Genomic DNA, 18,613 nt, shown 5'->3' with positions numbered 1-18,613 from the left:
TTTTTTCATAAATTATTTTTCAAATGAGAATTACCATTCAATAGCACAATTAATCCACTCCCCGTCAAAAGATGCATTGTATTTTTTATAGAAATTAATGGCGGGCTCATTCCAATCTAGCACCTGCCAACAGAGTCTTTTAAATCGCTTTTCGCGAGCTTCTTCGATAAGACGGTCAAAAAGCATCTTTCCGATGCCTTTGCCCCGCATATCCTGAGTTACAAGCAAATCCTCCAGATACATGCACTGCCCCTTCCAAGTAGAATACCGAATGTAATACAGTGCAAAAGCTACGATTTGCTCCTTTCCTTCGCCATCAGTTGTGGTAGCTACAAATGCCCACCATACAGGTTTTTCTCCAAAACCGCTTTCTCTGAAATGCTCCAGCGATACGGTTACTTCCTGCGGCGCCCGCTCGTATACCGCTAACTCATGTATCAGTTCCAGAATACGTTCGCAATCGGAAGCTTGCGCCCTCCGTATTTGAATATTTGAACTCAAGTAGATATTGGTTTTGAGGTTAAACAATTGCGTTAATATGCCCACTCTACCAACGTAGCACCCCAAGTAAAACCACCACCAAAAGCAGCCAACACCAGCTTATCGCCTTTTTTCAGCTGTTTTTCCCATTCCCACAAACACAGTGGTATGGTAGCTGCTGTTGTATTGCCATACTTTTGAATATTTATCATTACTTTTTCACGGGGAAGTCCGATGCGTTCGGCAGTAGCATCAATGATACGCAGATTGGCCTGGTGTGGTACCAACCAAGCAATATCATTTCCTGTAAGGCCATTGCGCTCCAGCAAATCCGCACTCACATCTGCCATACCTTTTACAGCAAACTTGAATACGGTTTTTCCCTCTTGATACACGTAATGTTCACGGTTGGTAACTGTTTCAATGGAAGCCGGATAGGCAGATCCTCCCGCTTTCAAGCGAAGATAATTGCATCCACTGCCGTCGCTCTTCAAAATACTATCCTTTACTCCTAAGCCTTCTTCATTGGGTTCTAACAATACCGCACCCGCCCCGTCACCAAAGATAATGCAGGTAGTACGGTCGGTATAATCCACTATGGAGCTCATTTTATCCGCACCCACTACAACTACTTTTTTGTAGCGGCCACTCTCGATAAAGCTGGCTCCCTGAACCAAAGCGAACAGAAAACCCGAGCATGCAGCTGATATATCATACCCAAAAGCATTGACAGCACCTACTTTATCCGCTACCAAATTGGCCGTTGCTGGAAAAACCATGTCGGGAGTTACGGTAGCTACTATAATGCACTCAATCTCTTCGGGGCCGATACCTCGTTTTTTTAGCAGATCCAACACTGCGGGAACTACCATTTCGCTGGTGCCCTTTCCTTCGCCTTTTAAAATTCTACGTTCCTCAATACCAGTGCGGGTGCGTATCCACTCGTCACTGGTTTCCACCATTTTCTCTAAATCAAAGTTCGTAAGCTTGTCTTCAGGAACATATCCACTCACTGCAGTTATTGCAGCCGTAATTTTTGTTGCCATCTATTTAGTTTAAAAATTAGCCCCAGATATTTAACAAAAACTGTTAGTCACTGTTTAAGGATGCCAAAGGTAGTGGAATTTTAAATTCTTAAAATTCAATTTTCAATTTTACATTCGTATTTATGATAGCTTATCTGAAAGGTTCATTTATCGACATCACCCCTTCTTCCGTAATAGTTGATGTTCAGGGTATTGGGTATGAAGTACATATCAGCCTCCACACTTATTCGCAAATACAAGGACAGTCAAGCGGACTCCTGTATACCCACTTGCTAATCAAGGAAGACGCTCATCTTTTGTACGGATTTGCCGATATAGAGGAGAAAAATATCTTCAAGCTGCTGCTGAGTGTGTCCGGCATTGGTGCCAATACGGCACGTTTGATTCTATCTTACATGAAGCCTTTCGAAATTACTCAGGCCATAGCTAACGGAGATAGCCGAGCCTTGGAACGCATTAAAGGCATTGGTAAGAAAACAGCCGAAAGAACCGTTTTGGAGCTAAAAGATAAAATAGGGAAACAACCTACTGAGAATATCATTCCTGCCGAAACTACTAGTGCTTCCAATACCCGCAACATGAGACAGGATGCGTTAGATGCATTACAAGCACTAGGTATCAATCGTCAAGCTGCAGAGCAACATATTATCCGCATCTGCCAAGCAGAACCCGACATTCAACTTGAGGAGCTAATTAAGAAAGTATTGAAAGGGCTATAACCCAAGGGTATTTTATTTCTTACGCTTGAAATCGCCTCTTTTCCAGGCATTAATGAACTCAGCCCAAGCAGCAGGGCTGAAAATGTTCATAGGAGGCACCTGCCCTTGATAGCGTGCTCGCTGAAATACATTATCCAGCTGTCTGTTTGTAACCTCCCGACCATCATAGGGCAATTTGGCCAAATAAGCGCTTCGGGCTTCAGGTGTATTGGCCTTACGCAAAATTTCGATTTCATCCTCCGACACCTTCACATTTAAAAAGTCGCGGGCGAACTGTTCTGGTGTAGGACGGGGTTTGATAATTGCTACGGGAAGATAGGCCGTATCCCGCACCAATGTTTTTATAATACTATACTGATTACCTCTTAAGGTATCAGGTACTTTTACCGAACCACCAATATAGCTAACGTGAGAAAAGTCGATAATATCCCCTTTTAGAACGGCAATGGAAAATACACCGTCGTTATTAGTAATGGTACCGCGCTTAGTGCCTCTTACTGTAATACTTACCGCAGGAATAGCCTCCAGACTGTCAGCGGTCATTACCACCCCATACAACTGAACTACCGAGTCCCTGGCTTTTTCAAACTGCGCATGAACCGTAATACCGAAAAATAAAAAACCAATTAAAAAGAGAAATATCTTATTCACCGTGCCAAAATTAAGTTTTCAGGCTTTAAATATTGCAACAATTTATTCCTACAGATGTTAAGATTACGATTTATATTTGAATTTAACATAAGCTTTAAAGAATGACGAGGGAAAATGTACTGAATGCATTGAAAAACGTGCTTTTAGCCGAAAATGGTCAAGATATTGTTACTGCAGGTTGTGTACAAGATTTGGCCATAGAAAAGTATTATATATCTTTTAACCTGATTTTACCTACCGATGACGCCGATATACGATTAAAGGTCAAAAGCGAAGCCATTAAGGCTATAAAGGACCATGTGAGCAAAGACGCTGTCATCAAAATCGGATTTACGCCCAAGCCTACTCCCCAAAGCACTTACGAACAAAATACCAGTCCGCTACCCGGGGTTAAAAAAATTATTGCGGTAGTAAGTGGTAAAGGAGGTGTGGGGAAAAGCACGGTAGCCGCTAATTTGGCGCTTGCATTGGCTGAAGATGGCTCGAAAGTGGGCCTGATGGATGCCGATATTTATGGTCCTAGTGTCCCCATCATGTTTGGCGTAAGAGGCGAACGTCCCATGATGCGCGACATAAATGGCAAAGGCATGATTGTACCCCTAGAAAGATTTGGCATCAAACTGCTCAGTATAGGATTACTGGTAGATGACAACAAGGCTGTGGTATGGCGCGGGCCAATGGCTAGCAGTGCTATCAGACAGTTTATTACCGATGTAGATTGGGGCGACCTAGATTATCTGGTTATTGATATGCCACCGGGAACCGGCGATATTCATCTCACTTTACTACAAACCATTAGCGTATCCGGTGTAGTTATCGTTTCGACACCCCAGGATGTAGCTTTGGCCGATGCGAAAAAAGGAATTGCCATGTTTGGACAAGCCCAGTTAAATGCACCGATACTGGGTATTGTAGAAAACATGAGCTATTTCATTCCGCCGAATGCAGTTCCTGACCAGAAATACTACATTTTTGGTAAGCACGGTGCCCGCAATTTGGCCGAAGAATATGAAATACCCTTCTTAGGAGAAATCCCGTTAATAGAAAATATTCGTGAAGGCGGAGATATTGGTGTTCCCGCCATGGTAAGCGATGACGAAGCGAGTAAAAAGGCCTTTATAGAGTTGGCCACATCAGTCAAGAATAGGCTATTATAATTTCCCCATAATAAAAAAGAACCTCATCCGTTAAAGATGAGGTTCTTTTTTATTTCTCACAACTGAGTGCGCTAAAGGCCTAGCACTTCCTTCATGGTGTAAATACCTTTCTTACCATTTAAAAACTCTGCTGCTACCACCGCTCCCAAAGCAAAGCCTTTACGATTGTGTGCCTCGTGTATTATAACGATATCATCGATTTCTGAAGTGTATTTAATAGTATGCGTTCCTGGTGCCGGGTCAATGCGTTTACTTACAATTTGCAATTTACCCTGCTGAGGCTCCTCACTATTCACCCAGCCGTCCAATTCTTTGTACGTTTCCAAAACTCCCTCTGCCAGAGTAATTGCCGTACCACTGGGGGCATCTTTTTTTTGTGTATGATGAATTTCTTCCATGGTCACGGTGTATTGTTTATGTGGATGCATCAGCTGCGCTAGTTTTTTATTCAGCTCAAAAAACAGATTCACTCCCACACTGAAATTACTTGCATAAATAAAAGCAGCATTTTTTTCCTTGCAAAGCGCTTGCACCTCTTGTAGTTTATCTAACCAGCCGGTAGAGCCACTCACCACCGTAGCCCCAAAAGTGAACAACTTTACCAAATTATCATAAGCGGCATGAGGTCCGGTAAATTCTATAGACACGTCTGCCTTATCAATATTCTCCTTATTGAAATCGGACAAATTGTTTTCATCAATTTTCAGGACGATTTCATGTCCTCTCTCTAAGGCCACTTCCTCTATGGCCTTGCCCATTTTTCCGTATCCAATCAGTGCTATTTTCATTGTACTTCCAAATTGTATTTTTATTTAAAATGTAAAACCAGGCTGATGCCGCTCGTTCGTGCCATCTCACTGTACCCCGGCTGCACACGAAAAGTAATATCAGGAGAAATATCAAATTGCTGCAAATGCGCATCTACGGTAGCATCCACCACATTCAATGCCCAAGCCAGCAGAAAATATAAGAAAGAGTAATCCAGTTTTTTTCTAGTATCATCTCTGTAAAACCTCAGCGTCTCCAATCCACCTGCCTGATTTCTTTCATACCATTTCCGAATATTTTCGTTCATGGAAAGATAAGCAGTAGAGTCTTTAGAGCCGTTGGGCGAGGTAAGTTCAGTTATAATGCGCACTGCATCCCTATACTCCCTATACCATTTACGGTTGTACAAAAAATAGCCCCCTGTTCCTCCCAATGCACCATATACAATAGGCACTTTCCAAATTTTCTTGTTGTATACTTGTCCCCATCCCGGTAAGATAGCCGAGCGGAGGGCGGCATCGCGGGGTCTTTTCATTTTAGGGCCTTTGGGCTTCAAACTATCAGCTACTATATTGGCAAGATTACTTTCTTCTGATATAGTGATGCTATCTTTGGGATTCTCAACAGCAGTTGTATCTGTCTGAGCATTGCTAACGCAACAGCTACCTAACAGCAAAACAAACAGAAAGAATCTTCTAAAAAGTTGCATATAGCAAATAAAGTACAGATTAATCTATCGTGACGTTAAAATTGTTCAGTAGCTTATTGAGTTCTTCTACTGAATAATAATCAAACGTTATCTGACCATAACCTTTGGAATTATGCTTCAGCTTAACACGTGTTTCGAATCTTTCGGCCAGCTTATCCTCAATACGCTGGAAAGGAGAAGACAGACTGCTTTTGGACGGCTTCTTTTTACTACCCGACTCCTTATATAGATTGCGCACCAGCGCCTCGGTTTGTCTTACTGACAAACCTTTTTCTTTGATCTCCTTAAATATATATAACTGACGGTCGACAGTATCTACATTAATCAACGCCCGTGCATGTCCCATGCTGATTTCGTTATTCCTTACCGCGAGCTGTATATCCGGTGGCAGTTTTAATAGCCTGATAAAATTGGCCACCGTACTTCTGTCTTTCCCCATACGCTCGGCCACTTGATCCTGCGTGTAGGATAACTCATCCATCATGCGCTTATAACTGAGGGCTATTTCCATAGCGTTGAGGTCTTCGCGCTGCAGGTTTTCCAACAAAGCCAGCTCCAACAGTTGGGCATCATCAGCCTGACGTATATAGGCAGGGACTTCTTTAAGACCTGCTAGTTTCGATGCACGCAAACGACGCTCCCCCGCAATCAATCTGTATTTGCCACTCGGCAATTTGGAAACCGTCAGCGGCTGAATCACATCATGTATTTTAATAGATTCTGCCAGCTCCTGCAACGCCTTCTCATCAAAATCGGTACGCGGTTGCTTAGGATTGGTTTCGATATCGTTAACCGGAATTTTTGATATGCTGGTTGCTGCCTCTACAACTGTTTTCTTCAATTCGCCAGCACCACTCTTCAATTCTGCGTCAATACTCCCCAGCAAAGACCGGATACCCTTTCCTAATGCATCTTTATTTGATTTCTGTGTAGCCATCAGTTATTACGTAATTTATTTTAAAGCCCCTGCAGATTATTCTAAGATTTTCTCCTCATTGGGAATTTTTGTCATATTATTTTTCTGCAAAATTTCTTTGGCAAGATTCAGATAGTTCAAAGCCCCCTTACTATTCGCATCGTACAACACAACGGGCTTTCCAAAGCTGGGCGCCTCACTCAGTTTCGAATTTCGATGGATGATGGTATTAAATACCAAATCGTCAAAATGACGGCGCACCTCATTTACCACCTGATTACAAAGACGCAGCCGCGCATCGTACATCGTCATCAAAATACCTTCTATTTTAAGTTCGGTATTCAGTCGGCTTTGTACAATTTTGATAGTATTGAGCAATTTCCCCAGTCCTTCCAAGGCAAAAAACTCACACTGCACCGGCACCACAACCGAATCGGCCGCAGTAAGCGCATTTACCGTAATCAATCCCAGTGATGGAGAGCAATCTATAATAATAAAGTCATACTCCTTGCGCACCTCGCTTAAGAGCTCCTTCATCACCATTTCACGATTAGGATAATTAATCATTTCAATCTCCGCCCCTACCAAATCGATGTGAGAAGGAATGATATCAAGATTAGGAATATCACTTTTCAGAATAACACTGCTCGCAGGTGTTTGATTGGCCATGCAATCGTATAAGCTCTGCGTGATATTTTGCAGGTCGAACCCTACTCCCGAAGTACTGTTGGCCTGAGGGTCAGCATCTACCAACAAAGTCTTATATTCCAGCACAGCAAAACTTGCGGCGAGGTTGATAGCGGTTGTGGTTTTACCTACACCGCCTTTTTGATTTGCAACTCCTATAATTTTTGCCATAAAAGTTTGTGATTACAAGGAAAATCCATCACGGTTAAACGCAAATGTAAAGTTTTTGATGCATGAATGGATATAGATATCAGATTTAGTAGGTTTAACAACTTAATTGCTATTTTACTCCTTAGCTTTGGAACTCGAAAATTCTTAAACTGATATGCGCAATAACCCTTATTGGTGGATTTTGATTGTCCTTATGCTGTCGCTGGACCTGTATGTATTCTGGGCCACCCGAACTTTTTTCAACATCACCTCTCCCCGAGGGCGAAACATTTTCGCGCTCATATATTGGTGTGTATCCGCCATCGCAGTAAGTATCATTCTCCTATTGCCGCATATTCAGGCAAATGAGCACAATAAGCTACTCCGTAACACCCTTTTTATGTTGGTTTTTGCCCTTTTCCTCGGCAAACTTGTTACGGCTTTATTCTTTTTTGTAGACGATCTGAGGCGCTCTCTGCAATGGATAGCCGGGAAGTTATTTTCCGTCAAAAATGAAATCAGTGAGCTCGCCGGCAGCAGCGGTGATCGTATCTCTCGTTCGGCTTTTCTAAGCTGGATGGGACTGATTGCAGGAGGAGGGCTTTTTACCTCCTTTATTTACGGACTTTCTAATAAATACAACTATCAGATAAAAAGAATCCAACTCCATTTTGACAACCTACCCCAACCTTTTAAGGGGTTGAAAATTGTACAAATTTCTGACATTCACTGTGGAAGTTTTACCAACTACAAAGCAGTCAATCGCGGCGTGGATTTAATTCTAAATGAAAAACCCGATATCATTCTGTTTACGGGAGACCTGGTAAACAATCGCAGCGATGAAGTAGGCGCATATAAAAACATCTTCAGTCGACTGTCGGCCCCCCTGGGTGTTTTTTCCATATTAGGCAATCATGATTACGGCGACTATGAAAGATGGGAAAGTGCCACCGCAAAAGCTCAGAACCTCGAAAATCTGAAAAAAATTCAAGCAGAAATGGGTTGGCGCTTATTATTAGATGAGCATGTTCCCATTCAGAAAGACGGAGCCACCATAGGCCTCATAGGCGTACAGAATATCAGCGGGAAAAGCAATTTTCATTCTTATGGCAGTCTAGCACAAGCCATAAAGGGAGCAGAACAGTATCCTTTCAAAATTCTCATGAGCCACGACCCCTCCCACTGGGACAAGGAAGTGAATACCATATACACTGATATCGATCTCACACTCAGTGGTCACACACATGGTATGCAATTCGGAGTGGAAGTTCCCGGCTTTCGATGGAGTCCGGTACAATATGTGTATAAGCAATGGGCGGGACTATACGAGCACCGACATCAGAAACTCTATGTAAACCGGGGGTACGGCTTTATCGGTTATCCGGGACGAGTAGGTATTCTCCCTGAAATTACTGTCATAGAGCTTGTATAATGAAATGAAAAACAATGTATTTTTGCCCGCTTTTTATTAAAAAAATAGTGTCTGTTTCAGAAACTAATTGTGATGAACCTTTAAACTTGTTATTAATACCTTTAAACGTTAAACAAAATGAATCGCAAATTTTTATTCACATCTCTAGCTCTCTTAGCCCTTGCTGTATGTTCTAATCTTAACGCACAATTTCATGTGGGTGTAAAAGCCGGTGTGAATGCCGGTAAAATCACCGGTAAAAGTTTCAAAGAAGAATTTAAATATAGCTATCTGGTGGGAGCTTTTGCTGAAATAGGTATCGCGGATCGCTTCAGCATTAATCCCGAGGTATTACTCTCTCAGACAACCTCCACTACCGATTCCTCTTTTACACATACGCTTCCCGGCTTTAAAAACCACCAGCTGAAAGCGAAACTTACCTATCTATCAATTCCCATTTTACTGAATATGAAATTGGTAGGACCGTTACACATCGAAGCCGGCCCTCAGTTCGGCATAAAAATCAACAAAGAAAAAAATCTGCTTGAAAATGGCGAGGATGCATTCAAAAAAGGAGACTTCTCCCTCGTAGGAGGTGCTAATGTACACTTAAACAAACTGAGAGTGGGCGCGCGCTATGTAATCGGTCTGCACGATGTAAGTGATGCCACAAATCAAGACAAATGGAAACATCAGGCACTACAGCTAAGCTTAGGGCTTGCTTTTTAATAAGTTAGATATATTTGGCTCCCATCTTTTGTGCTGAGCACCTGTAATAATGCCACCTAAAAATTTTTATACGACAAGTTTTCGTGAAATTCTTAGGTGGCATTAATATTGCCAATTATTAAGCTATCCATTTCTTGTACATCCAACGGATGTATTTGATACAAGAAATGACATTTTGTCTCTTAAAACTATATAATGCAATTTGATAAAGTGTTTTTGAAACCCGAAGATGACATGGACTTCATGCCAATATTACCGCTTAACGAAAACGATACCAATGAGAACCTGGATGATATTCCTGATGAGATTGGTTTGTTGCCTTTAAGAAATACGGTTTTATTTCCGGGGGTAGTATTGCCTATCACAGTAGGTCGCGATAAAAGCATTCTAGCTGTAAATGAGTCCTACAAAGGAGATAAGTATATTGGTGTTGTAGCACAGAAAGATTTCAATATCGAAGATCCCGCTACCGAAGATTTAGTGCGCACCGGTACTGTGGCTAAAATTATTAAGCTCATCAAAATGCCCGACGGAGGCACTACGGTAATTATTCAGGGCCGCAATAAGTTCACCATCGATGAGTTTACTGCTACCGAGCCTTACTTCAAGGCCAAAATAACCAAGATTGTAGAAAATCCGGTTCCTGATGATCCTGACTTTGAAGCTTATATTTCCAATATAAAGGATATTGCGGGAAATATTATTCAGCAGTCCCCTAATATTCCCTCCGAGGCAACGCTTATTCTTAAAAATATCGAGAGCCCGGTATTTCTGATTCATTTTGTCAGCAGTAATCTGAATACTTCTTTACAGGAAAAACAACGGTTGCTGGAGCTATCGGATATCAAGCAAAGAGCAGTGGAGCTGATGCAGATTTTGCAAAAAGAACTGCAATTTGTTGAACTGAAAAATAAAGTCACCAATAAAACACGCACCGAGCTGGACAAACAGCAGCGAGAGTATTTCCTGCAACAACAGCTGAAAAGTATTAAAGAAGAACTGGGCGGCGACCCCAATTCTCAGGAAATAAAAGAAATGCAGAAAAAGGCCGAATCCAAAAAATGGCCTGAAGCTGCAAAAGAAGCCTTCCAAAAAGGTATCGAAAAGCTGGAACGCATGCATCCGGGTACCCCCGACTATTCGGTGGTGTACAATCATATCGACCTGATGCTCGACCTTCCGTGGGAAGAATATACCGAAGACCATTACGATTTGGAAAATGCCCGAAAGATTCTCGATAAGGATCACTACGGCATGACCAAAATCAAAGAAAGAATTTTGGAATATCTGGCAGTGCTGAAGCTAAAAGGCGATATGAAAAGCCCTATTCTCTGCTTTTTAGGGCCTCCCGGTATTGGTAAAACATCCTTAGGAAAAAGTATTGCTAATGCTTTAGGACGCAAATATGTACGCCTGAGCTTGGGTGGGCTGCATGATGAAAGTGAAATTCGGGGGCACAGAAAAACCTATATAGGAGCCATGCCTGGCCGTATCTTGCAATCCTTAAGAAAAGCCAAAAGCAGTAACCCGGTTATTGTGCTAGATGAAATTGATAAAGTGGGTAATGATTTTCGTGGCGACCCCAGTAGTGCTCTTCTGGAAGTATTGGACCCTGAGCAAAACAATGCATTCTACGATAATTACCTGGAACTGGAATACGACCTCAGCAAGGTAATGTTCATTGCTACCGCCAATAATCTGCAGAACATACAGCCGGCCCTGCGCGACAGACTGGAGATTATCGACCTAAGCGGTTATGCAGTGGAAGAAAAAATCGAAATTGCCAAAAGACACCTTATACCCAAACAAAAAGAAGCACATGGTATTGCCAAAAATAGCTTTAAAATCAGTGACAAGGTTTTAGAAAGACTGATTTCGGACTATACTCGCGAAAGCGGTGTACGTGAGCTGGACAGGGTGCTGGCAGCCATCATGCGTAACCGAGCTAAAAAAATTGCTCTTAACGAAAAATTATCCACTTCTTTAAGCATTGAAGAAGTTGGACAGATCTTGGGCAAACCCAAGTTCAATAATGATATTTATAAGGCCGTAAATATTCCCGGTGTGGCGGTGGGACTTGCTTGGACTTATGTAGGAGGCGATATTCTGTTTATCGAAACCAGCCTCAGTGATGGCAAAGGCGAACTAAGCCTTACCGGTAATCTGGGTAATGTGATGAAGGAAAGTGCCTCCACAGCACTCACTTATTTGAAATCGAATGCCAAAAAGTATAAGATAGACGAATCTCTTTTTCAAAAGAAAAACATTCACATTCACGTACCAGAGGGTGCCACTCCTAAAGACGGTCCCAGCGCTGGTATCACCATGATGACCGCTATAGCATCGGTATTGACAGGCAAAAAAGTAAAGCCTTACCTAGCCATGACTGGCGAAATCACACTCCGCGGACAGGTGTTGCCTGTAGGTGGCATTAAAGAAAAAATACTAGCCGCTAAACGTGCCGGACTAAAGGAAATCATTCTGTGTTCACAAAACCAGAAAGATGTGGGGGAAGTAGAGCAAGCATTTATCAAGGGGCTCACCTTCCATTATGTTGACAAAATGGAAGATGTGCTTAAAATCGCTTTGAAATAAAAATATCTCGATACATGAAAAAGAGGTGTGGCATCACACCTCTTTTTTCTATACAAAAAACTCAATTTACTTGGTTGCCGAATAAATACAACACATTCCGAATGTCAGTGCCCTATAATCGGGCTGCACAAATCCTACCTGCGATAAAATCGCCGTGAAGTCTTTTCTCTCGGGAAAAGCATTGGCTGACCGGTTCAGATACTGATAGGCCTTTTTATCTTGATGAAACAATTTAGCTATCTGTGGAGCAATATTGCCCATATAAAACTGATAAAGGCTATTGATAAAAGCCGGCTTTGGACGGGAAAATTCAATAATACATAAGCGCCCACCAGGTTTTAATACGCGTCGCATTTCTGAAAGGCCCTTTTCCAGATTTTCGAAATTGCGTACTCCGAAGGCTGCCATCACTACATCAAAAGAATCATCTGCAAATTGCAGATTTTCAGAATCGCCTAGTTGCAGGTCAATTTGCGAAGACAATCCCAATTTTTCTATTTTTCTACGTCCTTCCTCCAACATCTGTGCAGAGATATCCACTCCGGTAATTTTTTTCGGTTGCAACATCTGCATAGCCATAATGGCCATATCGCCGGTACCGGTAGCAATATCCAAAATATGTTGAGGCCGGTATTGTTTTAAGGCCTTTATGGCTTTTCTGCGCCAGCTTACATCAGTTCTAGCCGAAAGAAATCGATTCATAAAATCGTACTTTCCGGCTATTTTATCGAACATTTCGGCAACCTGCTCTTTCTTACTCTTCGCAGATTCTTCGAAAGGAATAATATGGTCGTGCGGCTGTGACGGCATAGCCACAAAGATAGGGGTTAGGGCCGGACGAGTGGTAGATTTTTAATTGCAGATTGTTTTAATTTACTTTATGCTTCGCTGTAGTACGTGACTATATTTGCATTAATTACACAAAAGCCTGCGCTAATGAAAGACTTTTTCAAGTATATAGAACTGGATGTGCTTTCGTCCACGCCCAAATATCTGCAACTGGCGCAGTCCATCATTAAGGCCATTGCTACCAGCAAAATAAAAAAGGATGATGTACTGCCTTCCATCAACGAGATGAGTTTTGAGCTGGACATTTCGCGGGATACAGCCGAAAAAACATACAAATATCTGAAAAAATTAGGCGTACTGGGCTCCGTTCCTGGCAAAGGTTATTATGTCAGAAACAGTGAGGTTAAAAGCGATATTAAAGTCTTTCTTTTATTTAACAAACTAAGCACGCATAAGAAAATCATTTACGATGCTTTTGTAAGAACACTGGGAGATAATGCCGTTATTGATTTCTATATATACAATAACGATTTTAATCTGTTCAAGCGCCTCCTTACCAATGCCGGCAAGCATTACACACATTATGTTATCATCGCTCACTTTCTAGAAAGTGGGGCCAATGCTTACGAAATCCTTAATACAATCCCAAAAGAGAAACTGATATTGTTGGACAAATTGGTACCCGGTGTAAGCGCAGACTGCAGTGCCGTGTATGAAAATTTTGAAAAAGATATCTATTCGGCATTGGAGCAATCACTTGCTTCACTAAAAAAGTATGACACTTTAAAAATCATCATACCGGCATATACTTATTTCCCCGATGAAATCCGCAAAGGGTTTAGAAAGTTTTGTACCAATTACGGATTTTCTGCATCGGTGGTGCACAATATACAGCGAGAGAAGATTCAGAAAGGTACTGCCTACATCTGTCTTATGGAAGATGATCTCGTTATCTTAATTGAAAAAATAAAAGAAATCGGATTAAAAATAGGAAAAGATATAGGGGTGATTAGTTATAATGAAACCCCACTTAAAAAACTGATATTGCAGGGCATTACTACATTTTCCACTGATTTTGAGTTGATGGGTGAAGAAGCTGCACGACTGATTCTGGAAGGGAGTAAGAAGCATATTGAAATTCCATTTCACGTACGGCTAAGACCTTCCCTTTAACCAAAAACACACCTTTGATGTGTATACTGAACTTATCCTTTCAAAAATTGTATATCTTACACATTCCAATCAGCGCCTATTATGCAAATTATTTCAGCGACATACGTAAAAAGTAGTGCCAATTACACGCAATGTCCTCCACCGGATAAAGCCGAATACGCTTTCATCGGCCGAAGCAATGTGGGTAAATCTTCGCTGATTAACATGTTGTGTAACAAAAAAAACTTGGCCAAAACTTCCGCAACCCCCGGGAAAACACAGCTAATTAATCATTTTCTTATTACCTCAGCCTCTAAAAACAATACAGCTAAAACCACAGACTGGTATCTGGTGGATCTTCCAGGATACGGATATGCCAAGGTTTCTCAAAAGCAGCGCAAAAGTTGGAGCAGCATGATTGAACAATACATCGTACGTAGAGAAAATCTAGGCAATCTGTTCGTGCTTATTGACAGTAGACACGAACCGCAACAGATTGACCTGGAATTTATCAATCAGTTGGGAGTTTGGCAGGTTCCCTTTGCCCTCGTATTTACTAAGGCTGATAAAAATAAACCTGCAGCTACAACTAGAAATGTGCAGCAGTTTTTAAGCTCCCTTCAGGAAAGCTGGGAGGAACTCCCCCCTCACTTTATTACATCTGCAGTAAAAGGCGATGGACGCGACGAGGTATTACAGTTCATTGACCAAATGAATAAAGAATATAAAGCCCTTCAGAAAGGATAACATTTACGGATAACAACTTATATGGCCCGCATTATGTACATTTGATCGAAAACTCTTTTTATAAAACAAATTGTGATGCGGCTTAAAGCAATTATATTGGTAGTTAGTGTGATTTGTTGCAGTTTATTGGCCTGTGTAAAAGACGAACCGTTTATCCCTTCTTACACAGTACCTCCTACCTATGATTTTGAAGATATTGATTCTATTATAACAGCCCGAGTGATAATGCTGCATGGAGTTAAAAATTATTTGCTTTCCGGTACAGATAGTGTATTAAATGCAGAGATAGCCACAGCACTCTGGACCAATACCGATAGTGCTTTCACGCCTGCAATGGTACCCAATTTTATATATAAGGCAGAAAGGCTCAACAGGATGCGAAGCACGAACCTCTCTGGAGATACCCGTGATGCAGACATTTTAAAATCGTTTATCGATTCGGCAGTAACTGTAAGTGCATCTCACAATGTAGCAGGTAGCAATGGTGTGCCCGGCTGGCAGATGCTCTCCAATCCGTCAGAAAAACGCTTATTCAGCAGTATCGGTATTGAATACACGGAAGTATGGGGAAAAGCCATGTTGGGTGCCATGTGTTTGTACCGCGTCAACTCACAATTGAGCAATCCGGCCAATGCCACCGCATGGGCGCAGGCGTTTCATTATAGTGGTATACCACGAGACTATGATCCCACTATCAATTATGGTGATTCTCCTAACCGTCCCTTAGCAATAGCCACGCTTTTCCCAAATGCAGAAAGTATTCAGGCAGGATCAAAAATATTTGAAGATTTCAGAAGAGGTAGAGCAGCCGTTAATGCAGGTGATCTACGCGTAGCCACACTTGCCAAAGACAGCCTACTATTAAATATTGAAAAAGTTTTTGCGCTGAGTGCCATTCATTATCTGGATGCAGCAAAAGACGGTAACACAGCGGACAAACTATATAATCTTTCTCGTGCATTCGGCACTATTATCGCGCTGAATTATCGTAGTTCAAAGCAGCTACTTAATGATGAAGCTTATATTATGATTTTGGAAGTATTTGACAATAATTTTTATACGTTGATTCAAAACCCTACCGCCATTACGAATATTCGCAACGTGCTCGCAACTGCTTACGAGTTTCATTAAACAAGTACAGCCTATAGTCGCTCCAACATATCTACGACGTTTTCTCTTTTCAATATCAGATAGCCCAGCCTGTCGCTACTAATACCATCCTTAAGTTGATAACTGAAAGAAAGAGCATCGTCCTGCACAATGGTTTCAAAATATCGGAAAGCTATGGTAGGCAAATCTGTAAGCTGATCGGCTATTTCGTACAAATGTGTAGATAATATAAATAGTGAGGTCTTTACTTTTATCAGTCCTTTAATCACCGTTAAAGAACAACGCATGGCATCCTGCACATTAGTTCCCTTAAACAACTCATCCATCAATACCAGCCATTTTTTACCATCGCTTACTTTTTGCACTGTATTTTTTATACGCTGTACTTCGTTGAAGAAATAGCTTTCGCCTTTGGCGATATTATCCACCACATTGATATTACTGATAAGCCCGTCGAACATCGTCAGCCGCATTTCTTTGGCTGGTACACCCATGCCTATATGCGCTAAAAAAACAGCCGCCCCAACTGATTTGATAAGGGTGCTTTTCCCAGCCATATTGGCTCCGGTAAGAAAAATAAAATTCTGCTGGGGATGCATTTGCAAATGATAGGGAACCGGATTATGCAATAGTAGGTGATACAGCCCACGAGCTTCAATAAAAGGCTGCTCGTTATCTATAAACTCAGGAAATTGCAGATTGTAGGTTTTAACGGCATATGCCATCGAGTACCACGCATCTAAGCGGTAAAAAATATCCATCAGTTCCTGCACCTCCGCTCTATATACCTCCTTAATATTCGCAGCAAAGTAAAGTATCTTTTTAAGCGCAATTGTTGCATCTTTTGGCGTATCCGCCATTTGGCGAAAAGGCTCTATATGTTGCACCAGGTGATCGATTCTGTCGATATAGTTTTTAAAGTATACCGGCAAATCAGCAGCGCGTAGAATAGAGGCTATTTTTCTAAGTCCTCTGAAAAAATCAGTAAAATGCTGCACGGAGAACTTGGACATGGAATAATCCGCACTATGAAATATCCGATACATCATGGCATTCACAATGCTAGGATTATTGCCAATAGCATCTAAAGTATAATCCAGAAACTTCGCCATCACCAGCATGGTACCATTAGATATCTCTTCGGGCCATTCGTCTACATGCTCCGCCAGTTTTTTTAGAATCTTCTGAGTACCTCTTATTTTGTTGATATCATTAAAAGGTGATGAAAAGTAGCGCCGCAACCACTCCCGCCCTCCTTCCGTACGTGTGAAGTTGAGCCGATGAAACAGCGAATAATCTTCTTGCGAATGAAAAATAGAGATGTCGCTGAAGGATATTTCGTCTATCTGCATATATAAAAAATTGGTCAGTGCCGAAGTTGCAGTGTCCTCAAGCCACTACCCCGTTATCGGTCAAATAAGAGCCGCTCTCCTTTTATAGACTCATTCCACTGTCCATTTCCATAAACCAAATTACCGTTCACGAATGTATGTGTAATACTGGCGGGGAATTCGAAAGGATCGCCCTGGTTGCCTGCTTTTTCAAAAGGACTCCATCCACACTTATACAGAATATTTTCCTTAGATATCGTAAAAGATTGGTTGAGATCTACCATTACCAGGTCAGCCCAATACCCCTCTCTAATATAGCCTCTGTCCTTAATAGCAAAACAGTCGGCCACGGCATGGCTCATCTTCTCTACTATCTTTTCTAAAGAAATTTTATTTTGTTTGTGATAATACAGCATTAAGGGTAACGAATGTTGCACCAGAGGCAACCCTGCATGTGCTTTCAAATAAGGTTCACTTTTTTCTTCCCATGTATGTGGTGCATGATCTGTGGCAATCACGTCCAGCCGATCATCCAATAAAGCCTTCCACAAAGCTTCCTTGTTATGAGCCGCTTTAATAGCTGGATTACATTTAATGAGATTTCCTTGATTTGCATAATCATCTGCCGTAAAATGAAGATGATGTACACATACTTCGGCTGTAATTCTTTTTTCTTTCAGCGGAAGCATGTTGGAAAACAATTGCAATTCTTTTTCCGTACTGATATGTAGGATATGCAAACGAGAGTTATGCTTCTTGGCTAATTGTATGGCATAAAAAGACGATTCGAAACAGGCTTCTTCATTACGAATGACCGGATGATCAGCAGCAGTAAGTTCTCTATTTTCACTCAAAGCTTTTTCAAGATTTACTTTAATGATGCGCTCTTCCTCGCAATGGGTGGCGATGAGCATTTCGCTTTCGCCGAATATCCTTTCAAGTACTAGCGGATTATTTACCAGCAAATTGCCAGTACTACTGCCCATAAATACTTTTATGCCGCATATGCGATCCTTAAACTTATTAGCAGCGAGAGCATCATCAGCATTTAGATTATTAGTGCCGATGTAAAAAGAATAATTAGCCAGCGAAGTTAAAGCCGCTATATTGTATTTTTCTTCCAATAGTTCTAATGTAAATGCAGGTGGAACCGTATTGGGCATCTCCATAAAACTAGTCACCCCCCCTGCTACCGCAGCCTTACTTTCGGAATAAATAGTAGCCTTATGTGTCCATCCTGGTTCGCGAAAATGGACCTGATCATCTATTACTCCGGGAAGCAGATATTTATTGGTGCCGTCAATTTCCATTCCCTTCTCGGTAATGTCTATCCGATCATCGATTTTTTCGATCCGGCCGTTTTTCAATAATACATCCTTAACGGCGATTTCTCCTTCGTTTACAACATGTATATTTTTTATAAGATATATTTGCATGGTTTTTGTTATTTAGCCGCATATGCGGTA

General features: G+C 41.5%; 18 protein-coding genes. 8 read left to right on the top strand and 10 right to left on the bottom strand.

What is annotated here, in order from left to right:
* Positions 1-30: 30 nt before the first annotated feature.
* Both V2H41_RS03135 and V2H41_RS03130 read right to left on the bottom strand, forming a co-directional pair.
* Positions 31-501 (bottom strand): GNAT family N-acetyltransferase, encoded by a 471-nt coding sequence (locus tag V2H41_RS03135; protein ID WP_330973666.1) that lies wholly within the window; start codon positions 499-501, stop codon positions 31-33.
* A 32-nt stretch (positions 502-533) separates the two neighbouring features.
* Positions 534-1,526: a beta-ketoacyl-ACP synthase III gene (locus V2H41_RS03130; RefSeq protein ID WP_330973665.1), complete on the bottom strand. Its 993-nt coding sequence runs from the start codon at positions 1,524-1,526 to the stop codon at positions 534-536.
* A gap of 122 nt (positions 1,527-1,648) precedes the next feature.
* Here V2H41_RS03130 and ruvA point away from each other — a divergent pair, with 122 nt between their 5' ends.
* Positions 1,649-2,245, top strand: coding sequence for a Holliday junction branch migration protein RuvA (gene ruvA / locus V2H41_RS03125; protein ID WP_330973664.1), 597 nt, complete (start codon positions 1,649-1,651; stop codon positions 2,243-2,245).
* Between the two features lie 12 nt (positions 2,246-2,257).
* On the opposite strand, the gene V2H41_RS03120 is transcribed toward ruvA, so the two are convergent.
* Entirely contained in the window at positions 2,258-2,896 is a 639-nt protein-coding gene (locus tag V2H41_RS03120; protein ID WP_330973663.1) for a carboxypeptidase-like regulatory domain-containing protein, read from the bottom strand.
* A 101-nt stretch (positions 2,897-2,997) separates the two neighbouring features.
* On the opposite strand from V2H41_RS03120, the gene V2H41_RS03115 reads away from it, so the two are divergent.
* Entirely contained in the window at positions 2,998-4,053 is a 1,056-nt protein-coding gene (locus V2H41_RS03115; RefSeq protein WP_330973662.1) for an Mrp/NBP35 family ATP-binding protein, read from the top strand.
* Between the two features lie 71 nt (positions 4,054-4,124).
* On the opposite strand, the gene dapB is transcribed toward V2H41_RS03115, so the two are convergent.
* Genes dapB through V2H41_RS03095 form a run of 4 tightly spaced genes read right to left on the bottom strand, consistent with a single transcriptional unit; the run spans position 4,125 to position 7,304 of the window.
* A complete protein-coding gene (gene dapB / locus V2H41_RS03110) occupies positions 4,125-4,841 on the bottom strand; it encodes a 4-hydroxy-tetrahydrodipicolinate reductase (protein ID WP_330973661.1) in 717 nt (238 codons plus the stop codon).
* A gap of 20 nt (positions 4,842-4,861) precedes the next feature.
* Positions 4,862-5,530, bottom strand: coding sequence for a DUF5683 domain-containing protein (locus V2H41_RS03105; RefSeq protein WP_330973660.1), 669 nt, complete (start codon positions 5,528-5,530; stop codon positions 4,862-4,864).
* Positions 5,531-5,549: 19 nt separating this feature from the next.
* Positions 5,550-6,467, bottom strand: a complete 918-nt coding sequence (locus V2H41_RS03100; RefSeq protein ID WP_330973659.1) for a ParB/RepB/Spo0J family partition protein — start codon at positions 6,465-6,467, stop codon at positions 5,550-5,552.
* Positions 6,468-6,503: 36 nt separating this feature from the next.
* Positions 6,504-7,304 (bottom strand): ParA family protein, encoded by an 801-nt coding sequence (locus V2H41_RS03095; RefSeq protein WP_330973658.1) that lies wholly within the window; start codon positions 7,302-7,304, stop codon positions 6,504-6,506.
* 154 nt (positions 7,305-7,458) lie between these two features.
* On the opposite strand from V2H41_RS03095, the gene V2H41_RS03090 reads away from it, so the two are divergent.
* The 3 genes from V2H41_RS03090 (at position 7,459) to lon (ending at position 12,018) form a co-directional block, all read left to right on the top strand.
* Entirely contained in the window at positions 7,459-8,715 is a 1,257-nt protein-coding gene (locus V2H41_RS03090) for a metallophosphoesterase (protein WP_330973657.1), read from the top strand.
* A 117-nt stretch (positions 8,716-8,832) separates the two neighbouring features.
* Positions 8,833-9,423: a porin family protein gene (locus V2H41_RS03085; RefSeq protein WP_330973656.1), complete on the top strand. Its 591-nt coding sequence runs from the start codon at positions 8,833-8,835 to the stop codon at positions 9,421-9,423.
* A 195-nt stretch (positions 9,424-9,618) separates the two neighbouring features.
* Positions 9,619-12,018 (top strand): endopeptidase La, encoded by a 2,400-nt coding sequence (gene lon, locus V2H41_RS03080; RefSeq protein WP_330973655.1) that lies wholly within the window; start codon positions 9,619-9,621, stop codon positions 12,016-12,018.
* 66 nt (positions 12,019-12,084) lie between these two features.
* On the opposite strand, the gene ubiE is transcribed toward lon, so the two are convergent.
* Entirely contained in the window at positions 12,085-12,828 is a 744-nt protein-coding gene (gene ubiE / locus V2H41_RS03075; protein WP_330973654.1) for a bifunctional demethylmenaquinone methyltransferase/2-methoxy-6-polyprenyl-1,4-benzoquinol methylase UbiE, read from the bottom strand.
* Between the two features lie 126 nt (positions 12,829-12,954).
* Here ubiE and V2H41_RS03070 point away from each other — a divergent pair, with 126 nt between their 5' ends.
* The 3 genes from V2H41_RS03070 to V2H41_RS03060 all read left to right on the top strand — a co-directional run bounded on the left by V2H41_RS03070 (position 12,955) and on the right by V2H41_RS03060 (position 15,837).
* Positions 12,955-13,980 (top strand): GntR family transcriptional regulator, encoded by a 1,026-nt coding sequence (locus tag V2H41_RS03070; protein ID WP_330973653.1) that lies wholly within the window; start codon positions 12,955-12,957, stop codon positions 13,978-13,980.
* 81 nt (positions 13,981-14,061) lie between these two features.
* Positions 14,062-14,706 carry a ribosome biogenesis GTP-binding protein YihA/YsxC gene (gene yihA, locus V2H41_RS03065; RefSeq protein ID WP_330973652.1) on the top strand — a complete coding sequence of 215 codons (645 nt, stop codon included), beginning with the start codon at positions 14,062-14,064 and terminating at the stop codon, positions 14,704-14,706.
* 75 nt (positions 14,707-14,781) lie between these two features.
* Positions 14,782-15,837, top strand: coding sequence for a DUF4856 domain-containing protein (locus V2H41_RS03060; protein ID WP_330973651.1), 1,056 nt, complete (start codon positions 14,782-14,784; stop codon positions 15,835-15,837).
* Positions 15,838-15,848: 11 nt separating this feature from the next.
* Here V2H41_RS03060 and V2H41_RS03055 read toward each other — a convergent pair whose 3' ends face one another.
* Positions 15,849-17,168 (bottom strand): MutS-related protein, encoded by a 1,320-nt coding sequence (locus V2H41_RS03055; RefSeq protein ID WP_330973650.1) that lies wholly within the window; start codon positions 17,166-17,168, stop codon positions 15,849-15,851.
* A gap of 53 nt (positions 17,169-17,221) precedes the next feature.
* A complete protein-coding gene (locus tag V2H41_RS03050) occupies positions 17,222-18,583 on the bottom strand; it encodes a dihydroorotase (RefSeq protein ID WP_330973649.1) in 1,362 nt (453 codons plus the stop codon).
* Positions 18,584-18,613 lie beyond the last annotated feature (30 nt).

Source organism: Niabella digestorum, from assembly GCF_036409055.1.
GTDB classification, from domain to species: Bacteria; Bacteroidota; Bacteroidia; order Chitinophagales; family Chitinophagaceae; genus Niabella; species Niabella composti.
Note: the sequence above shows the minus strand (reverse complement) of the source record. Positions and strands in the feature narration are given on the sequence as shown.